Origin of the sequence: Hassallia byssoidea VB512170 (assembly GCF_000817785.2) — a bacterium.
Lineage (GTDB): Bacteria > Cyanobacteriota > Cyanobacteriia > Cyanobacteriales > Nostocaceae > Hassallia > Hassallia carrinoi.
Window position 1 is genome coordinate 62,367 of record NZ_JTCM02000018.1, and the last position, 23,181, is coordinate 85,547.

Annotated in this window: 19 protein-coding genes; 11 read left to right on the forward strand and 8 right to left on the reverse strand. The window is 41.7% G+C overall.

Features of this window, described 5'->3' with window-relative positions; translation table 11 throughout:
- Window positions 1–159 precede the first annotated feature (159 nt).
- From PI95_RS11190 to drmB, 4 genes are read left to right on the forward strand one after another with little or no spacing between them, the layout of a single operon-like run.
- On the forward strand, window positions 160–1,185 hold the full coding sequence (locus PI95_RS11190) for a hypothetical protein (protein WP_039737480.1): 1,026 nt from the start codon (window positions 160–162) through the stop codon (window positions 1,183–1,185).
- Window positions 1,182–2,741, forward strand: coding sequence for a DrmE family protein (locus PI95_RS11195; RefSeq protein WP_039737481.1), 1,560 nt, complete (start codon window positions 1,182–1,184; stop codon window positions 2,739–2,741). Before PI95_RS11190 ends, PI95_RS11195 begins: the two co-directional genes overlap by 4 nt.
- Window positions 2,734–6,225, forward strand: a complete 3,492-nt coding sequence (locus tag PI95_RS11200; RefSeq protein WP_039737482.1) for a helicase-related protein — start codon at window positions 2,734–2,736, stop codon at window positions 6,223–6,225. The genes PI95_RS11195 and PI95_RS11200 overlap by 8 nt, the downstream gene beginning before the upstream one ends.
- Window positions 6,218–8,083, forward strand: coding sequence for an MrfA Zn-binding domain-containing protein (gene drmB / locus PI95_RS11205; RefSeq protein ID WP_039737483.1), 1,866 nt, complete (start codon window positions 6,218–6,220; stop codon window positions 8,081–8,083). The genes PI95_RS11200 and drmB overlap by 8 nt, the downstream gene beginning before the upstream one ends.
- 411 nt (window positions 8,084–8,494) lie before the next feature.
- Here drmB and PI95_RS11210 read toward each other — a convergent pair whose 3' ends face one another.
- A complete protein-coding gene (locus PI95_RS11210; protein ID WP_201280403.1) occupies window positions 8,495–9,358 on the reverse strand; it encodes an ABC transporter permease in 864 nt (287 codons plus the stop codon).
- 96 nt (window positions 9,359–9,454) lie between these two features.
- A complete protein-coding gene (locus PI95_RS11215) occupies window positions 9,455–10,540 on the reverse strand; it encodes a polyamine ABC transporter substrate-binding protein (protein WP_039737484.1) in 1,086 nt (361 codons plus the stop codon).
- A 20-nt stretch (window positions 10,541–10,560) separates the two neighbouring features.
- Between PI95_RS11215 and PI95_RS11220 the strand changes: the two genes are divergently transcribed.
- Window positions 10,561–10,893 carry a hypothetical protein gene (locus tag PI95_RS11220; protein WP_163518795.1) on the forward strand — a complete coding sequence of 111 codons (333 nt, stop codon included), beginning with the start codon at window positions 10,561–10,563 and terminating at the stop codon, window positions 10,891–10,893.
- Here PI95_RS11220 and PI95_RS11225 read toward each other — a convergent pair.
- Together PI95_RS11225 and PI95_RS11230 are read right to left on the reverse strand one after the other, a co-directional pair.
- Window positions 10,890–11,261, reverse strand: a complete 372-nt coding sequence (locus PI95_RS11225; RefSeq protein ID WP_163518799.1) for a four helix bundle protein — start codon at window positions 11,259–11,261, stop codon at window positions 10,890–10,892. The two genes, PI95_RS11220 and PI95_RS11225, sit on opposite strands and share 4 nt — an antisense overlap.
- A 238-nt stretch (window positions 11,262–11,499) precedes the next feature.
- Window positions 11,500–12,627 carry an ABC transporter ATP-binding protein gene (locus tag PI95_RS11230; protein WP_039737485.1) on the reverse strand — a complete coding sequence of 376 codons (1,128 nt, stop codon included), beginning with the start codon at window positions 12,625–12,627 and terminating at the stop codon, window positions 11,500–11,502.
- A 343-nt stretch (window positions 12,628–12,970) separates the two neighbouring features.
- Here PI95_RS11230 and mrdA (PI95_RS11235) point away from each other — a divergent pair, with 343 nt between their 5' ends.
- The 3 genes from mrdA (PI95_RS11235) to PI95_RS11245 all read left to right on the forward strand — a co-directional run bounded on the left by mrdA (PI95_RS11235) (window position 12,971) and on the right by PI95_RS11245 (window position 17,007).
- Window positions 12,971–14,821, forward strand: a complete 1,851-nt coding sequence (gene mrdA / locus PI95_RS11235; RefSeq protein WP_039737488.1) for a penicillin-binding protein 2 — start codon at window positions 12,971–12,973, stop codon at window positions 14,819–14,821.
- A 169-nt stretch (window positions 14,822–14,990) separates the two neighbouring features.
- Window positions 14,991–16,772: a penicillin-binding protein 2 gene (gene mrdA, locus PI95_RS11240; RefSeq protein WP_039737491.1), complete on the forward strand. Its 1,782-nt coding sequence runs from the start codon at window positions 14,991–14,993 to the stop codon at window positions 16,770–16,772.
- 22 nt (window positions 16,773–16,794) lie between these two features.
- Entirely contained in the window at window positions 16,795–17,007 is a 213-nt protein-coding gene (locus PI95_RS11245) for a hypothetical protein (RefSeq protein WP_163518800.1), read from the forward strand.
- Here PI95_RS11245 and PI95_RS11250 read toward each other — a convergent pair.
- Window positions 16,982–17,803 (reverse strand): M15 family metallopeptidase, encoded by an 822-nt coding sequence (locus PI95_RS11250; RefSeq protein ID WP_039737493.1) that lies wholly within the window; start codon window positions 17,801–17,803, stop codon window positions 16,982–16,984. The genes PI95_RS11245 and PI95_RS11250 overlap by 26 nt on opposite strands.
- A gap of 103 nt (window positions 17,804–17,906) precedes the next feature.
- On the opposite strand from PI95_RS11250, the gene PI95_RS11255 reads away from it, so the two are divergent.
- Genes PI95_RS11255 through PI95_RS11265 form a run of 3 tightly spaced genes read left to right on the forward strand, consistent with a single transcriptional unit; the run spans window position 17,907 to window position 19,526 of the window.
- Window positions 17,907–18,824: an AEC family transporter gene (locus PI95_RS11255; protein WP_039737495.1), complete on the forward strand. Its 918-nt coding sequence runs from the start codon at window positions 17,907–17,909 to the stop codon at window positions 18,822–18,824.
- A 17-nt stretch (window positions 18,825–18,841) separates the two neighbouring features.
- Complete coding sequence (locus PI95_RS11260; protein WP_039738250.1) at window positions 18,842–19,141, forward strand: type II toxin-antitoxin system HigB family toxin; 300 nt, start codon at window positions 18,842–18,844, stop codon at window positions 19,139–19,141.
- On the forward strand, window positions 19,125–19,526 hold the full coding sequence (locus PI95_RS11265) for a helix-turn-helix domain-containing protein (protein ID WP_039737498.1): 402 nt from the start codon (window positions 19,125–19,127) through the stop codon (window positions 19,524–19,526). Before PI95_RS11260 ends, PI95_RS11265 begins: the two co-directional genes overlap by 17 nt.
- Window positions 19,527–19,611: 85 nt before the next feature.
- On the opposite strand, the gene PI95_RS11270 is transcribed toward PI95_RS11265, so the two are convergent.
- The 3 genes from PI95_RS11270 to PI95_RS11280 all read right to left on the reverse strand — a co-directional run bounded on the left by PI95_RS11270 (window position 19,612) and on the right by PI95_RS11280 (window position 23,143).
- Window positions 19,612–22,317, reverse strand: coding sequence for a tetratricopeptide repeat protein (locus PI95_RS11270; RefSeq protein WP_039738251.1), 2,706 nt, complete (start codon window positions 22,315–22,317; stop codon window positions 19,612–19,614).
- A 116-nt stretch (window positions 22,318–22,433) separates the two neighbouring features.
- The gene (locus PI95_RS11275; RefSeq protein ID WP_039737500.1) at window positions 22,434–22,769 is read right to left on the reverse strand and encodes a XisI protein; all 336 of its coding nucleotides are present in this window, start codon (window positions 22,767–22,769) and stop codon (window positions 22,434–22,436) included.
- The gene (locus tag PI95_RS11280; RefSeq protein WP_052324693.1) at window positions 22,757–23,143 is read right to left on the reverse strand and encodes an element excision factor XisH family protein; all 387 of its coding nucleotides are present in this window, start codon (window positions 23,141–23,143) and stop codon (window positions 22,757–22,759) included. Before PI95_RS11280 ends, PI95_RS11275 begins: the two co-directional genes overlap by 13 nt.
- Window positions 23,144–23,181: the final 38 nt, after the last annotated feature.

The window sequence follows — 23,181 nt, forward strand, 5'->3', positions numbered from 1 at the left end:
TATGCGTCTTCTTAAACAGTTCACTTTTATTCTTTTCAGTGAAAATACAGTTTATAATGTCAAAAAAATATCTTTAAAATATTAGAAAGCACAAATGCATTAATGGTTGTGCTGCAATCAATGCCACTGCTTCACAGCAGTCAAGTAATTTATTAGCTTATGACAGCAGTAATTTCTCCTTACATACAAGGTGTATTTGCCAAATCTAATCTTTGTTTCGCTAATAATTTTAACCAATGGGTTCCCTTGCCGGCATGGGGAACCTTTTTTATTAATATAGGGCGTTGGGTTGCACAAGCTGAAACTGGAAAAAATCGCTTAGTTTTAGGTTTTGCTATTCCTACCAGGAATTATGCCGCAGCTTTAACAGCTTTAGGCGTTGTACTAACGAGAGCTAATATTACCACCGCCAAGATTGATACCAACAGTCATTTTGAACAACTATGTCGCTTACGAGAAGGAACACCAGTTAATTATCAAAAAAACGGTAAGAGATACAAAGGGATTTATCTGGGTGTAAATAAAGATTACAGTGAACCACGATTGCGAATCCAAATAGAAAACAAAAGCAATGGTGGTCTAACAGACTTTCTTCGTCGAGAAGAATGCCATAATGTAGCGATCGCATCTAGCCAACATATAAGTCTTCCTAAAAAACAAACTGGTCGTTTTATTGTTACTCATAATGAATTTCTGAATGCTTTAATCGGTGCTGACACGCAGGAATTCGCTACAACAACTCGATTAGAATGCGCTATTCTTGGACGGTTTAACATTATACAACAGGAAATAACGCAAGTGCCATTTGCCTATTATTCATCCAAAGCTGAATTAAAAAGAGGCTATTTACATAATGTTTTGCGAGTACGTAATTTTTTAAATGAAGGTGAAGCTTATCGCTCAGAAGTATTATCAGCGCAGGGTAATAAGCCTCCAGAAACAACAAATAAATTAATACCCAATGTAACTATATTCGATGGTGCAACTGGCTTTATTAAATGGCGCGATGACTGGCGTAACTCCCATTGGATTGTTTTACTCGAACGCACAGAACCACATTTTAAAGAAGCTGTCACAGAAATTAACAGCGAATATGGAAACCGTATTGATGGAGAAGAAATACACAATATTCCCTCTGTCCCCCCTGGAGTTGAACTGGTTGTTTATCAAGAAGCGCGTCAATGACTGATATTTCCCTATCATCTGTGAATGAAATTTATTTTTGTAGCAGCACTGTCAAAATCACCCAACATCAATTTGAGCATCGTGAGTTTCGGAATTTTTGCTTGTCAATAACAAACTTTGAACGGTCACTTGGCGAAAATGCGACAGAAGATTACTGGCAAAATTTTCTGCGTCCCTTGAAACAGTATCGATTTAAATTGTGTGCAGCACCACTACCGTTTAACCATCCCACAGCTTGTCAACCAAAAACTATTGACTTACTAGAAAAGCATTTGAAGAAATGCAAATCTATATATCCCGATTTTGCCTCAACAGCATATACTATTTTCGATAATCTAGTTAGTTTGTCACAATCAGATGATAATCCACTGCTGGTTTTTATAGGGGAGCATTACTCAAATATAGCTTTGCTACTCCAAAACTCGCGCCTGATTCCTGCTGTGGAGGATGTATTAGCTGCTATCCCTAAACTACGCCAAATTGAACTGCTAGTGCCGTCTCAGCTACGGAGAAACAATTGCTTCAATAAATTAGTTGTTATTGGTGCAATACGCTGGTTTCCCGATTACGTCTTCACTGCACCACGCGCACAGGAAATAGACGTAATTCAATATAATTGGATAAACGATAGATGGCAAAATAAATCAGTATTTATTAACTCGTTAAATCAAGACAAAAAAGAAATTACCATCATTTATCATGGATCTAAATTAGAAAATATAAATAGTACATATACTAATGTAGAAGTTGCAGAATATATAAATCCAGATGAAATTTTGCCACCGCCCATTAACTTGAGCCAAATTGCTAAAGACTTCACCCGTTCTTCATTAGTTACTGATGAAGAGGAAGATGTAGACGCGCGTTTATTTTTATTAGAGGGAGAAACAGCAGTATTTCTTGATGCTAACTTCCAACAACATATAATTGATTTGCAACATGGTGAAGACCAGGTTAAAAAAATACCCGTTGCCAATATCGAACGTGGTATGTTCATTATTCTCCGTACAAGTGGCGGTGGTGACTATATCATTCCCTTAGCAAATTCATTTTTGGGAGAAAAAGCTCAACATTTCAGAGAATTACAAGACCTTTGGAAAATTAGTCTGAAGCGTAAAGTCAGGATGAGTAGTTTAGATGATGTTAGCTGGAAGTTGAGAAATTTAGGTTCCAAACTTGCTAATAAAAAACAAAATATTCGCAATTGGATGTCTTATAGAAGCATTAGACCAGAGGATGATAAAGATTTCGATGCTATTCTAAAATTTCTAGGTTTAGCAGATAGATTAACCGAATTTCATGAAGCTGCACGTTCAATTGAGAATGCTCATATAAGAGCTGGTCATCATCTTAGAAAATTACTTCTTGAGGAGGTGCATAAATCTAATTTTAAACAACTACAGCAACAAGGAAAAATAAATTTTCAGCTTTCGTCAGCAGCTTCTGGAAGCATGACGGCATTTCGGGTAGTGGATATTAACACGGAAACCACTAAAGTTCCTTATTCAAAAATTGCACATCCGTTTTCAGTAAATAGTGAGTTTATCAATGCCTGACCATATAGCAAATAGAGACAAAATTATTCAAGCACTACGGGAAGAACTTGTAGGACCATCCCCCCAAGGAAAACCGATTAAATGTTCTGGTGAAATCACTTTTCAGTCTGACAACAAGGATTTTTATCAACCTTGGAAACAAGAGAACGGCGAAGAAATTTTGCAAAGAGATCCACCGCTAGTCAGATATGGCGTTGGTGTCCTTCACCCAATAGAAACACCAGTAGAAAATGAGGATTTACAGTTAAATCTTGTAGATACAAATATTGTCCTGAATAATCAACCAGAAGAGATAGAAGCAGATGAAGAACTAATTACAGAATCAGCAAAGCAGAACCTTGAAGACATAGAAAAAGAAATATTAAAGAGTAGTGAAACTGAGTCAGACGATTTTGACTTATCAACAGCTAATACTTATAAACCTAGTAGCATGGGTATAAGCTTTTTGGCTGATTTCCCCAAAGGTTCAGTCCTAGTAATCGAAGCAACCAATTGTGGATGCTATCGACAGAAAAAAGTTAAAGTTGGCAAAAGTGAACGTACATGGTGGCTGCGTAAATCTATTAATTTTACCGTAGAGTTTACCGCTGAAGAACTTTGTTCTGTAAAAGAGAGAAAATTTACCAAAACTAAAAAAATAGATGGACTTGAGCTTAGTTTTGAAGTATTCTCTCGACCTGATAGAGAAAAACGTGAAGGTGTGCGGTTGTTAACCGTTTGTCTAATTAACCGTACAACTGCATCTGGTGGTCATGAAAATTGTTTATTTCAGGCAGGTTTTGCAGCAACTATTATTTCACCAAAGGGTGAGGCGCATATATTACCTTATCCGAAACCTGACTTTAATTCTGATAATAAAGAAGAGCAGTCCTTAGCGTTACTTTACCGCAAAATGGAAACCTATGGGGTGGGACATGGCTGTGCAGCTAATTGGGATAAAGAAGCGAGTGATGGCATTAAAACTGTAATAGCAGAATGCCTTCCTACTTTTGAAACTCCTAGCATTACCCCTGATATTGGTATAGAAGTACCAATGGCTTCCTTAGCTGGGTTGATACCAGGTGATGATGGTTTTGCAGCTTTGTGGGAAGTTGTTAATCGTTATGAACAGTGGATTGAAGACAGAAGAAATGAAATTATTTCTCTAGGTGAAGAATATCAAAATGCTGCTTATTGGCACATAGACGAATGTACAAGAGCAGCCCAAAGAATGAGAAATGGGTTGATTTACTTACAGAATGATACCCAAGCTAAGAGAGCATTTCAATTAGCAAACTATGCCATATTACTACAGCAAATTTGCAGTCGCCGCGAGCTTCGTAAAGCTAATTACGATATTGCGACAAAACGATATACTTTCTCTACGAATTATCAAGCGCCTAACTTGATCCAAACTGATAAAAATAGCGGTAAGTGGCGTGCATTTCAGGTGGCATTTCTGTTGATGTCCATCGAATCAACTGCTGAGGGTGATATTCCTGATCGCAGTACCGTTGAATTAATTTGGTTTCCTACTGGAGGCGGTAAAACTGAGGCATATTTGGGTTTATCAGCATTTGCTTTATTCATGCGACGCCTGAAAAACCCAGAGGATGTAGGCGTTAATGTTTTAATGCGATATACCCTAAGATTGCTAACTGCACAGCAGTTTCAACGAGCTTCTGCACTTATTTGCGCGATGGAGTATCTCCGCCGCCAAAATGAAAATGAACTCGGTAAAGAACCGTTTTCTATTGGCATTTGGGTAGGTAGGGAAACTACTCCGAATACTCGCACAGACGCAATATCTAAATTTAACAGACTGCAAAGTGACTCATCGGCAGAAAACCCCTTTTTGATAAGTCGATGTCCTTGGTGCGCTGCCCAAATGGGACGTTATCAAGAAAAACTTCCTAGAGGTATACCAAATTCTCTGTATGTTCTTGGTTACAACCAAAGTCGTGGAACTGTAATTTTCAAATGTCCTGACAATGCTTGTGAATTTCACAAACATAATGGACTACCAGTTTATGTAATTGATGAGGATATTTACGAAAAACGCCCATCTTTAATCATCGGAACGGTGGATAAATTTGCACTGCTGGCATGGAGTTACGCCCAAAAAGCACGGGCGTTATTTGGAATTGGTGCAGATGGAAAAAGAGTAAATTCGCCACCAGGATTAATTATTCAAGATGAATTGCACTTGATTTCTGGTCCTCTTGGTTCGGTTGTAGGACTGTATGAAACTGTCATTGAAGAACTTTGTACCGATAGACGCAACGGACAAGAAATTAAACCAAAAATTGTCTGTTCTACTGCAACAATACGCCGCTATGCTGACCAAGTAAAAGCACTTTATGGGCGTGAAGATGTAGTTTTGTTTCCCCCACCAGGACTTGATGCTGAAGATTCATTTTTCTCGCGTTATGCTCGTAATTCAGCAGATAAAACATTGCAACGAGGTCGAGTTTATATGGGTGTCCACGCACCTGGTTTGAGGTCTTTGCTAACTGCTGAAGTTCGTACTGCTGCTGCTATTTTGCAAGCACCTGTTAGCCTGACACCAGAGGAACGAGATCCGTGGTGGACATTGCTTGTATTTTTTAACAGTTTGCGGGAATTAGGGACAACTTTATCACTGTTGCAGTCTGATATTCCCGGTTACTTAAAGGTAATCAGAAACAGATTAGGTTTAGACTGGCAACAAATGCGTTACCTGTTGCGAATTTTGGAACTGACTGGGCGTATACGCAGTGACCAAGTTCCAGAATCCATTAACAAGTTAGAAGTCAAATGCGACAATAGCAATAATCAGCCGTCGGTTGATGTTTGTTTGGCTTCTAACATTATTGAAGTGGGAGTTGATATAGATAGACTATCGCTGATGGCGGTAGTTGGTCAACCAAAGACTACTTCTCAATATATCCAAGTTACTGGACGTGTTGGGCGTCGGTGGTGGGAACGTCCCGGTTTAGTTGTCACAATATATAGTCCCACAAGACCACGCGATCGCTCGCACTTTGAAAAGTTTCGCAGTTATCACTCCTCACTTTATGCACAGGTTGAACCAACCAGCGTTACCCCATTTTCACCGCCAGTTTTAGATAGAGCGCTTCACGCTATCATGACAACTTATGTGCGGCAAACTGGTGATGAAAAAATAGCCCAAACCCCCGAACCTTACCCCGAAAATCTCATTGAACAACTCCGAGATATTCTTATTCCTCGCATTCAATTGATAGACCCAGATGAAGTGGAAAATTTCGATAAGGTGTTTAACAAACGTGCTTCAGAATGGCGAGGTAGGCAACGCACAAACTGGGAGAGAAACGGCAGAGATAATATTGATATACCGCTAATTAGGGTAGCTGGTGAATACGCTAGTCGAGAATGGCAACGTTTATCTTGGGCTACACCAATGTCGATGAGAAATGTAGATGCGGAATGTCAAGCAGAGATTACTAATCTTTACTTAAATGAAGGAGAGGAAGAAGATGCCTAAAGGTCCAATAAGACGCGCTCAGTTAATTGCACCTTTTGGCGTGGGTGCGATGGTCGTAGTTAGGGATGGTACATCTTTAATTACAGCGGGAATCGACCATTGGTACAAGCGTGAAGATGGTAGCGAGGCTAATGACAAGTCCGAATTTAGAATAGATGAATGGCGTTTAGCTGCTCTGTTGGAAGTAGATTATTTCCGCTTACCCCCGGATTTCAGAAAAGCTAATAAAGGAGATGGGGTTCCTAATGCTTATCTAACTGTGCCATTTTTACGCTTTCCTCAATGGCATTTTTGCTCTTCCTGCAATCTATTGAAAGACTTTCCCCTGACTGCGCGTGGTAAAGTCAAATGTCTTGAATGTCAAGGGAAGAACAAAACAAAATATATGGTACAGGTTCCGATTATCGCTATGTGCGATCGCGGTCATATCCAAGACTTCCCCTGGGGAGAATGGGTGCATAAATCAATTAATCCAACTTGCAATAAACCGTTGCGCTTAGTTGGAACTGGAAGTGCAACTCTTGGTGGTTTAAGCGTCCGATGTGATTGTGGTGCTAAACGTTCCCTTGAGGGCATTACTGATGCTGATGGTCTCACTAAAAGACTTGACACTAACGAAGAATTTAAATGCCGAGGTAAACGTCCTTGGTTAGGTACTGAAGATAGGGAAACCTGCGATTGTCAACTACGGGGTACTTTGCGAAGTGCTACAAATGTTTACTACGCACAAACGCGCAGTGCAATTTATCTGCAAAGGGGCAACAACAGCGAACTTATGTCCGTTCTAGAAGAACCACCTCTTTCAACACTTATCCAACGACTGTCGAGATTGGGCGATAATGTAACACCTGAAGTTCTTAAAGAGTTTTATCCTCAACCGTTACAGCCTTTCTTAAATGAAGAAATCAAAGATGCTTTAAAAGTTATTTTATCACCAAAAGACACAAACGCTAATACAAATATTGTCGAAGGTGATGACCCAGAAACAATTTTTCGGCGTGAAGAATTCAATGTGCTTCGCACTGAGCGGAATGAAGAAAACCTGAAAATAAGAACAATAAATATTAACCAATATGAATCAGATATTGCATATTATTTTTCCCGAATAATGCTGGTTGATAAGCTGAAAGAAACCAGAGCTTTAACAGGATTTACCCGCATATTTCCGGAAACTGACCAACAAGTGCCATCTCTACAATCTCTCTTATGGCATCAGCCACCACAACAGGATACATGGCTGCCTGCCTACATCGTCTACGGTGAAGGCATATTTATTGAATTCAACGAAAATCGCTTGCGTCAGTGGTTAAAGATACACGGTGTAGAAATTTACCGCCGAGTGCAGCCTTTGGTGGAACGTTACGAAAGGATACAGGGGGAACGACATTTACGGCAACGCCAAATAACGCCGCGATTTATCTTATTGCATACATTTGCTCACTTGCTGATGAATCGGTTAACGTTTGAGTGCGGGTACAGTTCAGCAGCGCTGCGAGAAAGGCTTTATGTCTCGGAAAACCCTGATGCTCCAATGGCAGGAGTGCTGATTTACACGGCTGCTGGTGATTCCGAGGGGACAATGGGAGGACTTGTGAGGATGGGCAAGCCTGGTTTCTTTGAGCCTGTGGTGCGCTCTTCGCTCTTAGCGGCTAGCTGGTGTTCTGCCGATCCAGTGTGTATGGAAGTCGGAGAAAGAGGGGGACAAGGACCAGATTCATGCAATTTAGCGGCTTGCCACAGTTGCGCTTTAGTGCCTGAAACAGCTTGTGAAGAGTTCAATCGCTTTTTGGATCGAGGCGTGGTTATTGGTGATATTAATAACCGAAATATTGGTTTTTTTCCGAATAAATTGGTATAAGATCGGGAGACGAAGCTAAGGGTGATTGCGTAGTAGCTTTCTCTGACTTGTTGCGATCGCCCACAGAAAATTTTTCTCAAAAAAGAAAAAGCCTCTTTATGACCAAAAACAGGGTGTGGGGTGTGGGGTGTGGGGTGTAGAAAAAAGTGAAAATACCCACACCTTACAAGGTACAAGCCCCTACATTTATGTATGGAAAAGCAAGAAAATATGTCCATCTCGATATGTAGTACGCGGCGTGTGGACGGACAGAATATAAGTGTCCGCGCCAACCGCCGCGAGAAATACACACGTCCATGCTGCCAACGCCCTAATTTTAATTATGGGGTTCCCTACACCCTACCCCCTACCCCCTACACCCTCTTCATTTTGTAAACACGGACATCCAATTTGTGAAGAAGAGAAAATTTTTTACCGCTTGGGTGCAGCATCGCCAAACTTAATCAAAAGCGCGATCGCAACACTAACAACTAAAATTATCGTCATACTCAAAGCTGAACCAAAGCCCCAATTTTGGGCAGATCCCAGAAACTGGTTATAAATCAATCTTGCGGCTGTCATACTCGAAGCACCACCAAGTAATTCTGGATCGACAAAATCCCCCAATCCGGTAATGAATACCAACATTGAACCGGCAGCAATTCCTGGCAAAGTTTGGGGTACAGTCACTTGCCAAAAAGCTTGCACTGGATTCGCACCTAAATCGGCTGCTGCTTCTAACAAGCGCTTGTCTAGTTTTTCTAAAGACGCATATAGAATTAAAACCATATAAGGCAATAAGCCGTAGCTCATGCCAATTAATACTGCTAAATCCTGGTTGAATAAATCTAATCTAGGCAAGCCAAAATTGCTGAATAAGCTATTAAGTAAACCAGTCGGACGGAGTATTGTAATCCAAGCATAAGAACGCAGTAAAGAAGAAGTCCACAAAGGTAAGACAAAGCCTAATAAAAGTAAATTTCGCCAGCGCTTCGGTGCCATCTGAGCAATCCAATAGGCGACGGGTAAAGCGAAAATTAAACAAATTATTGTCGTGGCGATCGCCAAAAAAAGCGATCGCTTAATTACTTGCAGATAAAGTGGGTCAAATATCCGGATATAATTATCAAATCCACTGGGATTTACCAAATCTCCCGGTCGAATATCCGGTACTAAACTTAATTCAAAAATTATCAGTGTGGGTAACACCAGCAAAAGTAACAACCAAACGCCAGATGGCGCAAGTAATGCCAACGGTTGCAGCCAGTTAAAATTTGAGCGATGCACTTTTGGCAATTCAGCGATATCGCTTGATGAATTTAGATGAAAACGACGAGTTTGATTAGACACAAGCTTTAAAATCCAAAATCCAAAATCCAAAATCCAAAATTCCTAGCCGCTGGTTAATTGTGTCCAGTAGCGTTCGTAAACTTCTTCAAATTCTCCTAAAGGAGTTGCGCGTTCGCACTTCTCTAAAACCGACTCTGAGGGAAATAAAGTTGCATTGTTCTGTAAACTTTTTGGTAATTGCTCAAATCCAGCGCGATTCGGAGTGGAAATGCTTAAACGTTCACTGATTTGTGCGGCTACTTTTGGTTGTAAGAGAAAGTTAATCCAAGCATAAGCTCCATCGATATTCGGGGCTGTTTTGGGAATTACAATTGTATCAGTCCATAACGAAGAACCACTGCGGGGAGCTACATATTTGAGTTTGGGATTTTCTTGATTCATTTTTACCCCATCTGCTGAGTAACACATTGCCAATACTAAATCTCCTGCTAAAATTTGATTGCGCCATGCATCAGTATCAAAAGCAGCGATCGCCGGTTTGAGAGATTTCAATTTTTCATAAGCTTGTTTGATTTCACTTTCGTTTTTTGAGTTGAAGGAATAACCCAGCATTTTCAAAGCTGCACCCATCACCTCTCGTACATCATTTAACAATGTCATCCGTTTTGATAATTGCTTTTGATTCTGCCAAAGATAGTCCCAATCTTCCGGTGGGGGGTTGATTATTTCTGAATTATAAAGTAAGCCGGTTGTCCCCCAATTGAAGGGAATACTGTAGCGGTTGTTGGGATCGTAACTGGGATTTTGAAATTGGGGAAATAAATTATCAAAACCAGTCAAGCGATCGCGTTTGATTTCTGCTAACAACCCCAAGTCAACCATCTTCTGCACCATGTAGTCAGATGGGTAAATCGCGCTGTAAGTACCACCTCCACCAGCTTGCAATTTAGCTAACATGACATCATTGGAATCATACACATCTGCAAGCACTTTTACACCAAATTGGTTACTAAAACTTTGCAGCAATTCTGAATCGGTATATTGTGCCCAGGTGTAGATATACAGTTGGTCACGGGAACCTTTGTTGCTAGAATTAGCTCGCACTTTTGCAAGTCTCCAGCCACAACCAGCCAAAGATAAACTAGAAAGTGCTGCAACTCCTTTTAAAAATTCTCTTCTTTTAGTCATTAGTTAATAATTAATAGTCAATGGTCAAGAGTCAATGGTCAATGGTCAAGAGTCAATGGTCAATGGTCAACAGTCAAGGGTCAAGGGTCAATGGTCAATGGTCAATGGTCAACAGTCAATGGTCAAGGGTCAATGGTCAATGGTCAATGGTCAATGGTCAAGAGTCAATGGTCAATGGTCAAGAGTCAATGGTCAATGGTCAAGAGTCAATGGTCAATGGTCAAGAGTCAATGGTCAATGGTCAATGGTCAATGGTCAATGGTCAAGAGTCAATGGTCAAGGGTCAACAGTCAAGAGTCAATGGTCAATGGTCAATGGTCAAGAGTCAATGGTCAATAGTTAATAGTTATTAAGCTTCTGGGACGTTGCCAATTGACTTGAGGTATGCATTTAATTGAGGCGCTAAATCGTCAATTATTAACTTGAGTTTATCTATTTGTTTATCTGTTAGCAGCTTCCGGGTATACGCTCGTCTTAGCCAGTGCTGAGTTTCATTTAAAGAGCCTCTTGCTATTTTTACAAATCTTCGATTGTCTTGATAACTACCTCTTCCAACACATAAAGCTATGTTTGCCCCAATGCTATCTGCCGATCGTACAATCTGTTTACCGATAGTATCTTTAGCAAAAAAATTCCACTGTTCAACAATTTTCCAAATTTCATCTGCTAATTGTTCTGCCAATCGATAAACCCTTAATTCTTGAAAATACTTACTAGACATCTATGCACTCTTAACTCTTGACTCTTGACTATTGACTATTGACTCTTAACTCTTAACTCTTGACTCTTAACTCTTGACTCTTGACTCTTAACTCTTGACTCTTGACTATTGACTATTGACTCTTGACTCTTGACTATTGACTCTTGACTATTGACTCTTGACTATTGACTCTTAACTCTTGACTATTGACTCTTAACTATTAACTATTGACTCTTGACTCTTGACTCTTGACTCTTGACTATGGACTAATAGCTAAACAGTCAGTTTCTGCCCACCAAACGTAAATCGGTTTGTCACGGTCTGGTAAGCTGCCAAAGGTATTTGGCTGCAAAACAGTGATAGTAATACCGTTTGTTAATTCGACAACATAATTAACATGCGTTCCCAAATACATTACATTACCAAGTCGTCCTTCAAAGCAGTTAGTCGGCAAATTTGGGGGATAAAGTGAGAGTTGAATTTTTTCTGGACGCACACTCACCATCACTGCTTGCGATAATTGAGTTGGTGTATCTTCAAAGCGGTTGACAACAATTGAAAGTCCCGATTTTGTGACAATTCGCACAGCAACAGGGTCTACTGCCGCGATTTCACCGCTGAATAAATTGGTATCGCCAATAAAATCAGCGACAAACGGTGTCCGTGGATGTTCGTAAATTTGACTGGGAGTGCCAATTTGTTCAATTTTGCCTTGATTCATCACTGCAATGCGATCGCTCAAAGATAGCGCTTCTTCTTGGTCATGTGTCACCATGATGAAGGTCAACCCCAAATCTTTGTGTAAATTCGACAGTTCAACCTGCATTTCTTTACGCAGTTTTAAATCTAAGGCTCCCAAAGGTTCATCCAGCAACAGCACTGCGGGACGGTTGACTAATGCCCGCGCTAATGCTACTCTCTGTTGTTGACCACCTGATAATTGACTGGGAAAGCGCGATCGCAAACTTTCCATTTTCACCAGCTTTAAAGCATCTTTAACTCTACTTTCAATTTCTAATTTGCGTAATTTCCGCAAACGCAGACCGAAAGCAATGTTATCCCATACATTCAAATGGTTGAACAGAGCGTAGCTTTGAAATACAGTATTTACAGGTCGGCGGTAAGCAGGGACATTAGTCATATGCTGACCCCGAATCAATAGCTTGCCAGCATCCACCCTTTCAAATCCAGCAATTAAACGGAGTGTAGTTGTTTTGCCGCAACCGGATGGACCGAGAATACTAAAAAATTCTCCCTGTTTTACATCCAAATTTATTCCGTGTACTGCTGCTTCAAAGTTAAAAAACTTATAAACATCATGGAGTTCAACATCAAGCGGCTCAAAAGCCGCCATCCCCCCCTGATTCTGCGTTAAAGTTTGAGCCATAATTCTCAGTAGACTACCGTGATAATACTAGATGAGAGTAAATTAATGTAGTATGAGTGCAAAGCAGACTACACATAACACTTTGGTTTTTGGGGCATAGGGCATAGGGCATGGGGAATGGGTAGTGGGTAATGGGTAATGGGTAGTGGGTAGTGGGTAATGGGTAGTGGAAAAAGCTTTTTATTTTTTTACCGTTTTCCCCTTCCCAATTCCCAATTATCAATTCCCAATGCCCAATGCCCAATTCCCCATTCCCCAGTCTTCAAATTTGCACTCTTGTCCTGCCCGGTATTTAGGGCAATTGTATACAGTTAATACTAATCTTGAAATCCTTATTTGTCTTATGTCTATTTTACAATCCTTTAAACTTGGCGGTAAAAAAGATACACGTACAGTCGGACGAAGTTTTCAGTCGATATTTTTCATCATATTTACCGCCGTCATGATGACGGGTGTTGCCGCTCGTTTGGCATATTTAGAAATTGTTCAAGGACCCCAACTCCGGAAACGAGCAGAGGCAAACCGAATTAGAATTATTTCCAAACAGCCAGAAAGAGGTAACATTTTTGACCGCAATGGCAAACTTTTAGCTAGTACTCGCTATCCTCGCTCTGTCTACTTGTGGCCTATGGCTCACACGAAACCAGAGTGGTCAATTGTTGCCCCGCGTCTATCGAAAATTTTGGAAATTCCTACTCAAGATATTGAAGAGAAACTTATACAGGCAGGTCCAAATTCTTCCTCACTTGTACGGATTGCTCGCGATTTGAACGAAGCACAAATTACCGCACTCAAAGAGTATGAAACCGAGCTGAAAAACGTGGAAATTCATACAGAAGCAGTGCGTTATTATCCCCACGGTCAAGCCTTGGGTCATGTACTGGGTTATACGCGAGAACTGACCGCCGACCAGTTGAAAGAAAGAAAGAAGGATGGCTACCGACTGGGAGATGTCATAGGTCAGATGGGGGTAGAAAAGGCGTATGAAAAAACACTGCGGGGTGAATGGGGCGGTCAGCAGGTAGAAGTAGATGGCAGAGGTCGTCCGTTGCGGGTATTGGGAGAGAAAGAGGCAAAAGCTGGTAACGATTTGCACTTGACTGTAGACATAAACGTGCAAAAGGCAGCAGCAAAAGCTTTAGGCACTACTAAAGGTGGGATTGTAGCAATCGATCCGAGGAATGGTGCTGTTTTGGCAATGGTGTCTTATCCTACCTTTGACCCAAATATCTTTTCTAAGCAAAAACTCTCTCAGAAAGACTGGCAAAGCGTACAAGGTAAAGATCATCCGTTGGTGAATCGCACCCTCAGTGCCTTTCCACCTGCGAGTACGTACAAAATTATCACTACGACAGCGGGATTGGAATCGGGTAAATTTACTCCAGATACAGTGTTGCAAACTTTCGGTTCGCTAACTGTCGGTGGGGTGACTTTTGGTGAATGGAATCACGCTGGATTTGGTCCATTGGGATTTCCGAGAGCGATGGCTATGAGTAGTGATACTTTCTTTTATCAAGTTGGTAGAAGAGTCGGTGGTCCAACTTTGATCGAATGGAGTCGCAAATATGGCTTTGGTGAAAGAACCGGCATTGAGTTTGCTTCAGAAGAATCAAAAGGCTTGGTTCCAGATGAGTCATGGAAACAGAAAGCTTGGAAGATACCCTGGACTGTCGGCGATACCATAAATATGTCAATTGGTCAAGGTGCTTTGCAAGTCACACCACTGCAATCTGCGATTATGTTTTCTGTTCCTGCTAATGGTGGCTATCGAGTTAAGCCGCATTTGCTTAAAGACAATGAAGAAGCAAAAAACTGGCGCACATCCTTAAACATGAAACCGACAACCATCAAAGTTCTGCGCGATGGTCTGCGAAAGGTAGTAACTGAAGGGACGGGTCAGCGTTTGAACGTACCAACAATTGCCCCATCATCTGGAAAAAGTGGCACTGCTGAAGCCGGTACTGGTCGCCCAAATCACACTTGGTTTGGTGCCTATTCTCCCAGCGATAAGCCGGAAATTGCGGTTGTAGCGTTTGGTGAAAACTCTGGGGGACATGGCGGAACCGATTGCGGTCCGATGGTTTTACAAGTGCTAGAAGCCTACTTTCAATCGAAGTACCCAGGCAAGTATCAAAAACCTGTAGTTGAGGGCGAAGCTAAAACTCAGGGTTCTGGAGGTAGGACTGGAGACTAGTAGTAAGCACTTTAGTGCTTAGAGAGCACTAAACTGCTCACTACTGATAGAAAATTCTGATAGTTACCCTTGGGTTTTTTCAATACATCCTGTGTGCGAGTTTAGCTGACATAGTGACAATTTTGTTGAATTATATACAAAGAATTATCTAAATATTACTCTTTGTTTTATGACCCCATTACAGTTACCGCCCTTGCTGAAAAAAGATACACTTACAGTCGGACGGGGTTTTCAGTCAATATTCTTCATCGTTTTTACTTTATTAATGACGGGTGGAATGAGCGCTCGTTTGGCATATTTGCAACTTGTTGAAGGAACGCAGCACCGCAAGCAAGCAGAGTCAAATCGGATTCGCATTATTCCCAAACAACCGGAACGAGGCAACATTTTCGATCGCAATGGCAAACTTTTAGCTAGCACTCGCTATCCTCGGTCTGTGTATTTGTGGCCTATGGCTCATACTAAAGAAGAATGGCACAAAGTTGCACCGCGTTTATCGCAAATTCTCGATATCCCGCAAGAGGAAATTGAAAAGAAATTACAAGAGGCTGGTTATAGGTCTTCTTCGCTAGTGCGGATTGCTCGTGATTTGAATGAAGCGCAAGTAACTGCATTGAAGGAATATGAAAATGAACTCCACGATGTAGAAATACATACCGAAGCAGTTCGCTACTACCCGCACGGTAAAGCCTTGGCTCACGTACTCGGTTATACGCGGGAACTGACTGCCGAACAGCTGCAAGAAAAGAAAAAAGAAGGCTACCGATTGGGAGATGCGATCGGTCAGATGGGGGTAGAAAAAGCGTATGAGAAAACGCTACGGGGCGAATGGGGGGGGCAGCAGTTAGAAGTAGATGGTAGAGGTCGTCCGCTGCGGGTTTTGGGCGAGAAAGAGGCAAAATCTGGGCAAGATTTGCACTTGACTATAGATGTGGATGTGCAAAAAGCAGCAGAAAAAGCTTTAGGAGGTCGCAACGGTACGATTATCGCACTTGACCCAAACAACGGTGCGGTTTTAGCAATGGTGTCTCACCCTACTTTTGACCCAAATATCTTTTCTAAACAAAAAGTTACTAAAAAAGATTGGCAGACGGTACAAGGTGAAGATTATCCTTTGCTAAATCGCGCTTTGCGAGCTTATCCCCCTGCTAGTACTTTTAAAATAGTTACTACCGCTGCTGGGTTGGAATCGGGTAAATTTTCTCCTAATACAATATTGCAAACTTACGGTTCGCTGACTTTCGGGGGTACGACATTTGGTGAATGGAACCATGCAGGGTTTGGTCCGTTGGGATTTACGGGAGCGATCGCTAACAGTAGCGATACCTTTTTCTACCAAATTGGTCAGAGGGTCGGTGGTCCAACTTTAATTGAATGGACTCGTAAGTTTGGATTTGGTGAAAAAACTGGCTTTGAGTTCGCTTCTGAAGAATCGAAAGGCTTGGTTCCAGACGAGTCATGGAAACAGAAAGCTTGGAAAATGCCTTGGACTGTTGGCGACAGCATTAATATGTCAATTGGTCAAGGAGCATTATTAAGCACACCGTTGCAAGTCGCCGGCATGTTTGCCATACCTGCTAATAATGGCTACAGAGTTCAGCCGCATTTGCTTAAAGACAATCAAGAAGCAAAAAGCTGGCGCGAACCTGTAAATATGAAACCATCAACCGTGAAAATTCTTCGTTCTGGATTGCGTCAGGTAATTACAGAAGGTACCGGTAAGGCTTTGAATGTACCAACACTTCCGCCAATAGCTGGTAAAACTGGCACCGCTGAAGCATGGAAGCGTCAAGGTGTCAAAGCAAATCATGCTTGGTTTGGTGGTTATGCACCCGCTGATAAGCCGCAAATTCTAATTGTAGCGTTTGCCGAACATTCCGGCGGTGGCGGTGGTAGCATTGCTGCACCGATGGCGTTAAAAGTTATGGAAGAGTATTTTCAAAAGAAGTAATCACTAGGGGGAGGAGTGGGAGATGGGGGGAGGGGGAGATGGGGAGATGGGGAGACAAGGAGATGGGGAGATGGGGAGACAAGGAGATGGGGAGATGGGGGAGACAAGGGAGACAAGGGAGATGGGGGAGACAAGGAAGACGAAAAGACAAACTCCCCTGCCCCCTGCCCCCTGCCCCCTGCCCCCCTGTCCCCTTGTCTCCTTGTCCCCTACTGCGGTATCTTCGCGGGTTTGATATTCTTGGCTTTGTAGAAGGTTTCTAAGCTATCGCGATCACCTACAAAACGCCAGTGCCACGGCTCATAACTCACACCTTGCGGATTATCCTTGGGAAAGGATATTTCAAAGCTGTAACGCGCTGCATTTGCTTCTAACCACTGATAAGCTTTTGTCTTGTCGAAAGTTGTTTGCAGATTAGTTGCTGGTGTTGCACCGTCGCCAATATCTACAGCGTAACCTGTATGATGTTCGCTATGACCGGGAGGAGCGCTCAAAGCAGCTCGTTGTGCTGGGGTTTGATTGCGCTGGGCACCAACGTCAAAAAACAACTGTTCTTGGTCTTTCACAGACCGAAAGCCGGAAATTGGCACCAATGTTACACCCGCACTCCGCGCTGCTTGTACCATCGCTTGATACTTTTCGGCGGCAGCTTTTCTCATTTTGATGCGTCCATCTCTAGAAATCGGTGCTAATTCTGATTCTGGCGCTTCTGCGTATGTCAGATGCCCTAAAACAGTGTCAGCGTTATCTTGGGAGTTGACAGAAGTGCCAGTTTGTGCATTTGCAGGAGTGGAATTAGTTGGGGAAGGTTGAATAGCGGTTTTTTTCGGTGCAGCGAGGAAAAATAAAAAACCACTAATAACGGCGAGCATAATAAATCCTACCACGCCGCCGATCGCTAAAACCATAGGTTGCAATTGGCGCACCTTCTGAGGTGTTGCTTCCGGAGTATCGCGTAAAGCTGGCGGAATTTCGTCACCAGACTCAGCAGATGAGTTTTGCGGTTTTTCAGAAAACCCAGGATTATTCAAGGGTCAACTCCTGATGATTGTTGAATCGCCATAACAGATTGTAGACTGGATAAAAATAAACGCGATCGCGAAGATTTATACATTTGAATTTCTAGGCACAATTTTGACAAATATCCTAGAACTATACGTCAAGCTGGTGGGATTAGTCCTGGCAGGATTTATCTTGGGACGCAAGCTACCAGCTCCAGTTCCCACCCGTTTGGCTCAGTTTCTTTTCTGGGTGGGTGTACCGATAGGGATTGTAGCTTTTTTACGAAAAGCTGATTTATCGGGACAGATTTGGATTGCACCAGCGATCGCTTACCTAGCTATTTTACTTGGAGCATTTTTAGCTTGGTTAGGCATCAAAGGTCAAGCCTATTTTACAAATACTATCCTTCAACAACCAACTCAGGGTAGTTTCATTCTGGCATCAATGGTGGGTAACACAGGTTATCTTGGTTATCCGATCGCTTTAGCAATGGTAGGACAAAAATACTTCGCCTGGGCGTTATTTTACGATATGTTGGGGTCACTTTTCGGGGCTTATGCTTTGGGTGTAGCGATCGCGGTTCGTTTTGGGGGTGGAGTTCAGAATTATTGGCAAATTACTAAAGCGATTTTCATCAACCCAGCGCTGTGGAGTTTCGGATTTGGTTTGCTGTTTCGACAGGTGACGATTCCCGCAGCAGTTGAATTTTTCTTGGATAAATTTGCTTGGAGTACAGTTGCTTTATCTTTGATGTTAATTGGGATGCGATTGAGCAATCTTAATTCTTGGCGTAGTTTACCACAAGCGGGGATGAGTTTAGGAATCAAAATGCTGTTAGTTCCCTTGATTTTGGGTAGTATTTTACCACTTTTTGGTTTAACTGGGGCAACAGCACAGGTGATAGTCTTACAAATGGGGATGCCACCAGCTTTCGCTACACTGGTAATTGCGGAAACCTTTAATCTCGATCGCGATCTCGCAGTTACGGCATTGGCAGCAGGGTCTATGGTATTGTTAGTTACTCTGCCGATTTGGTTGTGGCTGTTTTGATTGAGAAGTTATGGGAAATGCACGTTATCAGCTACCGACGTTTAAGAGAATATTGTGAAAAACACGCTGATTGTTGTGATGCTGTTGATAACTGGTACAAAATTGCCGATAAAGCAGATTGGTCTAGTTTAATTGAGGTGCAATCTGTTTTTCCTAAAGCTGAAGCGGTTGGTAATTTTACAGTATTTAATATTAAAGGTAATAAATATCGCTTAATTGTCAGTATAGATTACGAAAAGCAATTAGTTTATATTAAATATATCCTTACCCATGCTGAATATGATAAGGAGGATTGGAAAAATGACCCTTACTTTTAACCCAGATAAATACAAGGAACTATTAATTAATTATCAACCAAAAATCATTAGAAATGAAGAAGAAAATGAAAAAGCTTTGGCTGTTGTCGAAGAACTAATGCATCGCTCAAATCGCACACTTGAAGAAAATGAGCTTTATGAGTTGCTAATTATTTTAATTGAAAAATTTGAACAGAAACATTATTCTCCAGGTCAAGCATCTACACCTCATTCTATGTTACTTTTTCTGATGGAACAAAAAGAGATTAAACAGTCAGATTTAGTAGGTGTGATTGGTTCTAAAAAAATTGTTTCCGAAGTTGTAAATGGTAAACGAGAAATTAGCAAAGTTAAAGCCAAGGCTTTAGGAGATTTTTTTCAGGTTGATTTCAGTTTGTTTACTTGATTGCGAGATAAGTAAATCGATTTTGATTTCGTAGTCAGCACTTCAGTGCTGAAAATAAGCGCTTAAGCGCTTACTACGAACTTCACTATTTAAGCGCACTCCAATCACCGGAAGGGACAAAACTTGCCCAATAATAAGGATGCTCATATCCGGGTGTTTTCAACAAGTTCATTTGCGCTTCTCGTAATGCTTCATGTCTACCCTTACCCGCTTTCAAATTTTGGTAATACTTCACCATTAAATCTTTTGTCCCAGCATCGTCTACTATCCATAAACTCAAGACTTGACTTTGAGAACCTGCAATTACTAAAGCACGACGCAAACCATAAAGTCCATCTCCGACCTTCACATCACCCAATCCAGTTTCACAAGCGGAAAGTACTACTAACTGCGTTCCCCGTAAATTTAAGCCGGCAACTTCCAAAGCTGTGAGAACACCATCGTTAGTATTTGATAATGCTTTAGTGCGATTGTTAATACCAGCCAAAGCTAAACCGGAACGCAACAAGGGATTTTCCAGATGTAGTGACGCGATTAATCGCGTCTCTACAAGGTCTTGTTGTTGGTCGGGAACAAAGAAACCATGAGTCGCTAAATGCAATATACTCGGAGCTTGAAGTTGTTTAATAACAGCTTCCGTCGCTTGCTTACCAGAAATGATTTTTGTATCTGAGAAAATCCCTTTGATTTTATTTGCTTCTTCTAAAGTGTTATCAAGTGAAGGAAATTGCAAGGAAGCTAAATCAGCAGAACGGCGATTTTCTGAACCGCGTACAGCAGACGCTGTGGCTATTTCCTGTTGGTCGTAGTCGATATTTGCAAACACTACCGGATTAGAACGGCTGTTAGTTGGTAATTGAAAGCGTAATAAATCCCGCCCGCTGGTAAGATATGAGAAAGCGTAACGTTGAATTAAATATTTATTTTGCTCGTCTTTCAGCGCTTCAAAAGGAATTAGTGTTAACTGTCCATCTGGTGATAATAGCAAATGACGTGCATCGCCTAACAGTGGACGAATCGGAGCCATGACTTGCTCATCTAATTTGCGGGTTAACTGCTCAAGTGATTGGGTAGGCTTCTTTGCAGGAGGAGCAACACGATATGTGTAAGGATCAGGTGGTTTTTGTTTTAACACTGTTCGCAAATCAGCAACAGACTTATCAATAGTTGCAGCATCACCCAAATCAACCCACTTTGGTTCACCCAATGAACGCAGCACCGCAGCAGCATAACGCTGTTTACCCCATGTTTGAGCATCCGATTTAGCTTTAGCATTAAATGGGTAATACAGCACGATTTCTACGAGTGCTGCATCTTTGGGGATCGTAGCTTGGATCGCTGCTAACTCTACTGGTTGCGTAGCGGTGCGAAATTCAGCGCTTTTGGTGCTGATAGTTTCTTCTAAACGTTCTTTCTCTGCTTCGAGTTCGTGAAATTTAGCTTTATATTCAGTGGGACTTTGCTTTCCATGTCCTTTGTATACTAATGTTGATAACTCTTGATTAACGTTCAACCAGTCATCAAATAATTTTTTGGTTTCTGGTTTGTCTGCTAGTTGACTTTGTAGCGTTTGTATGTTGTCTGTAACGGCATCTAGGACAAGTCCTTTGCGACGTAGTACTGTGGTAAGTGCTAACTTTGCGACTGCGGGGTTGTTGGTAGCTTGTTGAAGGGATAGGGAAATGATACTATTCGTACTCTTTGTAAAAGTTCTGGCGTAATTTTGTTTTCTCTGTTCTGAGCCGACAGCAAAGATGAGGTCAAGATTATGTTCTTGAACTGCGAACCCCCGACTATAGAAATCAGTGGCACGGGTGATGTCATTTTGTGCTTCGTACAATACTCCCAAATTATTCAGGCTAAGAGCGACATTTGGATGTTCTTTACCCAGTACTTTCTCCCAAATTGCCAGTGCTCGCACATACAAAGGTTCAGCTTTTTCATAGCTTCCCTGTACTCGGTATAGTTCTGCCAAATTGTTCAGGCTAGCTGCGACATCTGGATGTTCTTTACCCAGTACTTTCTCTCTAATTGCTAGTGAGCGCACATACAAAGGTTCGGCTTTTTCATAGCTTCCCTGTGAAGAGTACAATACTCCCAAATTATTCAGGCTAGTTGCGACATTTGGATGTTTTTTACCCAGTACTTTCTCCCAAATTGCCAGCGCTCGCACATACAAAGGTTCCGCTTTTTGATAGCTTCCTTGTGCTTGGTACAATAGAGCCAAATTGTTCAGGTCAATGGCAACATCCGGATGTTCTGTCCCTAGTGCTTTCTCGTCAATTGCCAGCGATCGCAAATACAGAGGTTCCGCTTTTTGATAGCTCCCCTGTACTCGGTACAGTTCAGCCAAATTGTTCAGGCTAGTAGCGACAAGAGGATGTTCTTTACCTAGTGCTTTCTCGAAAATTGCCAGCGATCGCACATACAGAGGTTCAGCTTTTTGATAGCTACCCTGATGTTGGTACAGAAAAGCCAAATTGTTCAGGCTACCAGCGACATCCAGATTTTCTTTGCCCAGTAGTTTCTCTCTAATTTCTAGTGCGCGTTCTGCTAAGGGGATGGCTTGACTGTATTTACCTTCCTTATACAACTGCAAGACTTGTTCATTCAGTCGCGTAGCTTCTTCCAACTCTGCTAACTGTTGTGCTGACGGTGGCGGCTGAGATTGTCCTGTCACCTCTTTTGGTATACTTACTAGCAGCCCTAATGCCAGTGCTGCTGTCATTGACCAAGATACCAACTTGATGCAACTTTGGGTTTTGGCTTTTTGCCGAGAGAATCTAGACACGTATTTCTGCTTGCTGGCTGGGTTGGGGTGTGACACAAATAATACCGAATTTATAAAATATCTCGGTAAATAATTTAAAAATATTTAGATTTACCAGTTCTCTCGTCTGAAAAGACCTAACTTACAGCGTATTCTGTAAACTGCCTCATAAATGGTGACTGAAACCCCAGCACAATATCTTCTTTTGGAACTCCCGCAGCAACCAAATCAGCGGCAATATCATCTTCTGTACTATTCCACTGAAGCCAAATTTTTTCGCCTTTAATATCAATGTGGATGATACAGCTATGTACCCAATCCTGACCTTCCCAGCCTACATGAACGATTTGGTAATGGTCGCGTTCTGTATCAAAAATTTTCTCAACTTCTATATCCCCATAAGCAGGTTTTTGCTTGCCGTATTCGGAAAGCATCTGCTGTACAAGTTGGCGGTATTGTGCTAGTTTTTCCATTCAGCAATTACCTCATGCTTTATATCATAAATAATCATCTTGACTTGATTTTCTAGCACCATTTCCTTGGGAAAATCAAGCTGAAAAAAAGTTTTGTAAGTTGTCAGAGGCACTGCTAAATATAAAATACGTTCTGGCTCTCTGCGCCTCAGTGCCCCTCGATAATTGATAAATTGACCTAATGCTGTATGAAATTCTGAGATTGCAGACGATCTCTCTAAAAAGCTTTTGACTTCCACAGCAATTTTTTCTCCTTCCCGTTCTGCTGCAATTAGCTTTTCTGCTGCTAAGTCAATTGACATATTTACACCACCTATACCAATTTTATGTGAAGTTGCATAGAATAGATGGATATCCAGAAGGTGCGTAGAGATGCCTCGTCGTTTGCAGATCGTGATTGAAGAAAGTGTAG

What these genes read in the sequence shown, in the direction of transcription:
- PI95_RS11190 (WP_039737480.1), top strand. Translation starts at nt 160, where the DNA reads ATGACAGCAGTAATTTCTCCTTACATACAAGGTGTATTTGCCAAATCT.
- PI95_RS11195 (WP_039737481.1), top strand. Translation starts at nt 1,182, where the DNA reads ATGACTGATATTTCCCTATCATCTGTGAATGAAATTTATTTTTGTAGC.
- PI95_RS11200 (WP_039737482.1), top strand. Translation starts at nt 2,734, where the DNA reads ATGCCTGACCATATAGCAAATAGAGACAAAATTATTCAAGCACTACGG.
- drmB (WP_039737483.1), top strand. Translation starts at nt 6,218, where the DNA reads ATGCCTAAAGGTCCAATAAGACGCGCTCAGTTAATTGCACCTTTTGGC.
- PI95_RS11215 (WP_039737484.1), bottom strand. Translation starts at nt 10,540, where the DNA reads ATGACTAAAAGAAGAGAATTTTTAAAAGGAGTTGCAGCACTTTCTAGT.
- PI95_RS11220 (WP_163518795.1), top strand. Translation starts at nt 10,561, where the DNA reads ATGGTCAAGAGTCAATGGTCAATGGTCAAGAGTCAATGGTCAATGGTC.
- PI95_RS11225 (WP_163518799.1), bottom strand. Translation starts at nt 11,261, where the DNA reads ATGTCTAGTAAGTATTTTCAAGAATTAAGGGTTTATCGATTGGCAGAA.
- PI95_RS11230 (WP_039737485.1), bottom strand. Translation starts at nt 12,627, where the DNA reads ATGGCTCAAACTTTAACGCAGAATCAGGGGGGGATGGCGGCTTTTGAG.
- mrdA (WP_039737488.1), top strand. Translation starts at nt 12,971, where the DNA reads ATGTCTATTTTACAATCCTTTAAACTTGGCGGTAAAAAAGATACACGT.
- mrdA (WP_039737491.1), top strand. Translation starts at nt 14,991, where the DNA reads ATGACCCCATTACAGTTACCGCCCTTGCTGAAAAAAGATACACTTACA.
- PI95_RS11245 (WP_163518800.1), top strand. Translation starts at nt 16,795, where the DNA reads ATGGGGGGAGGGGGAGATGGGGAGATGGGGAGACAAGGAGATGGGGAG.
- PI95_RS11260 (WP_039738250.1), top strand. Translation starts at nt 18,842, where the DNA reads ATGCACGTTATCAGCTACCGACGTTTAAGAGAATATTGTGAAAAACAC.
- PI95_RS11265 (WP_039737498.1), top strand. Translation starts at nt 19,125, where the DNA reads ATGACCCTTACTTTTAACCCAGATAAATACAAGGAACTATTAATTAAT.
- PI95_RS11275 (WP_039737500.1), bottom strand. Translation starts at nt 22,769, where the DNA reads ATGGAAAAACTAGCACAATACCGCCAACTTGTACAGCAGATGCTTTCC.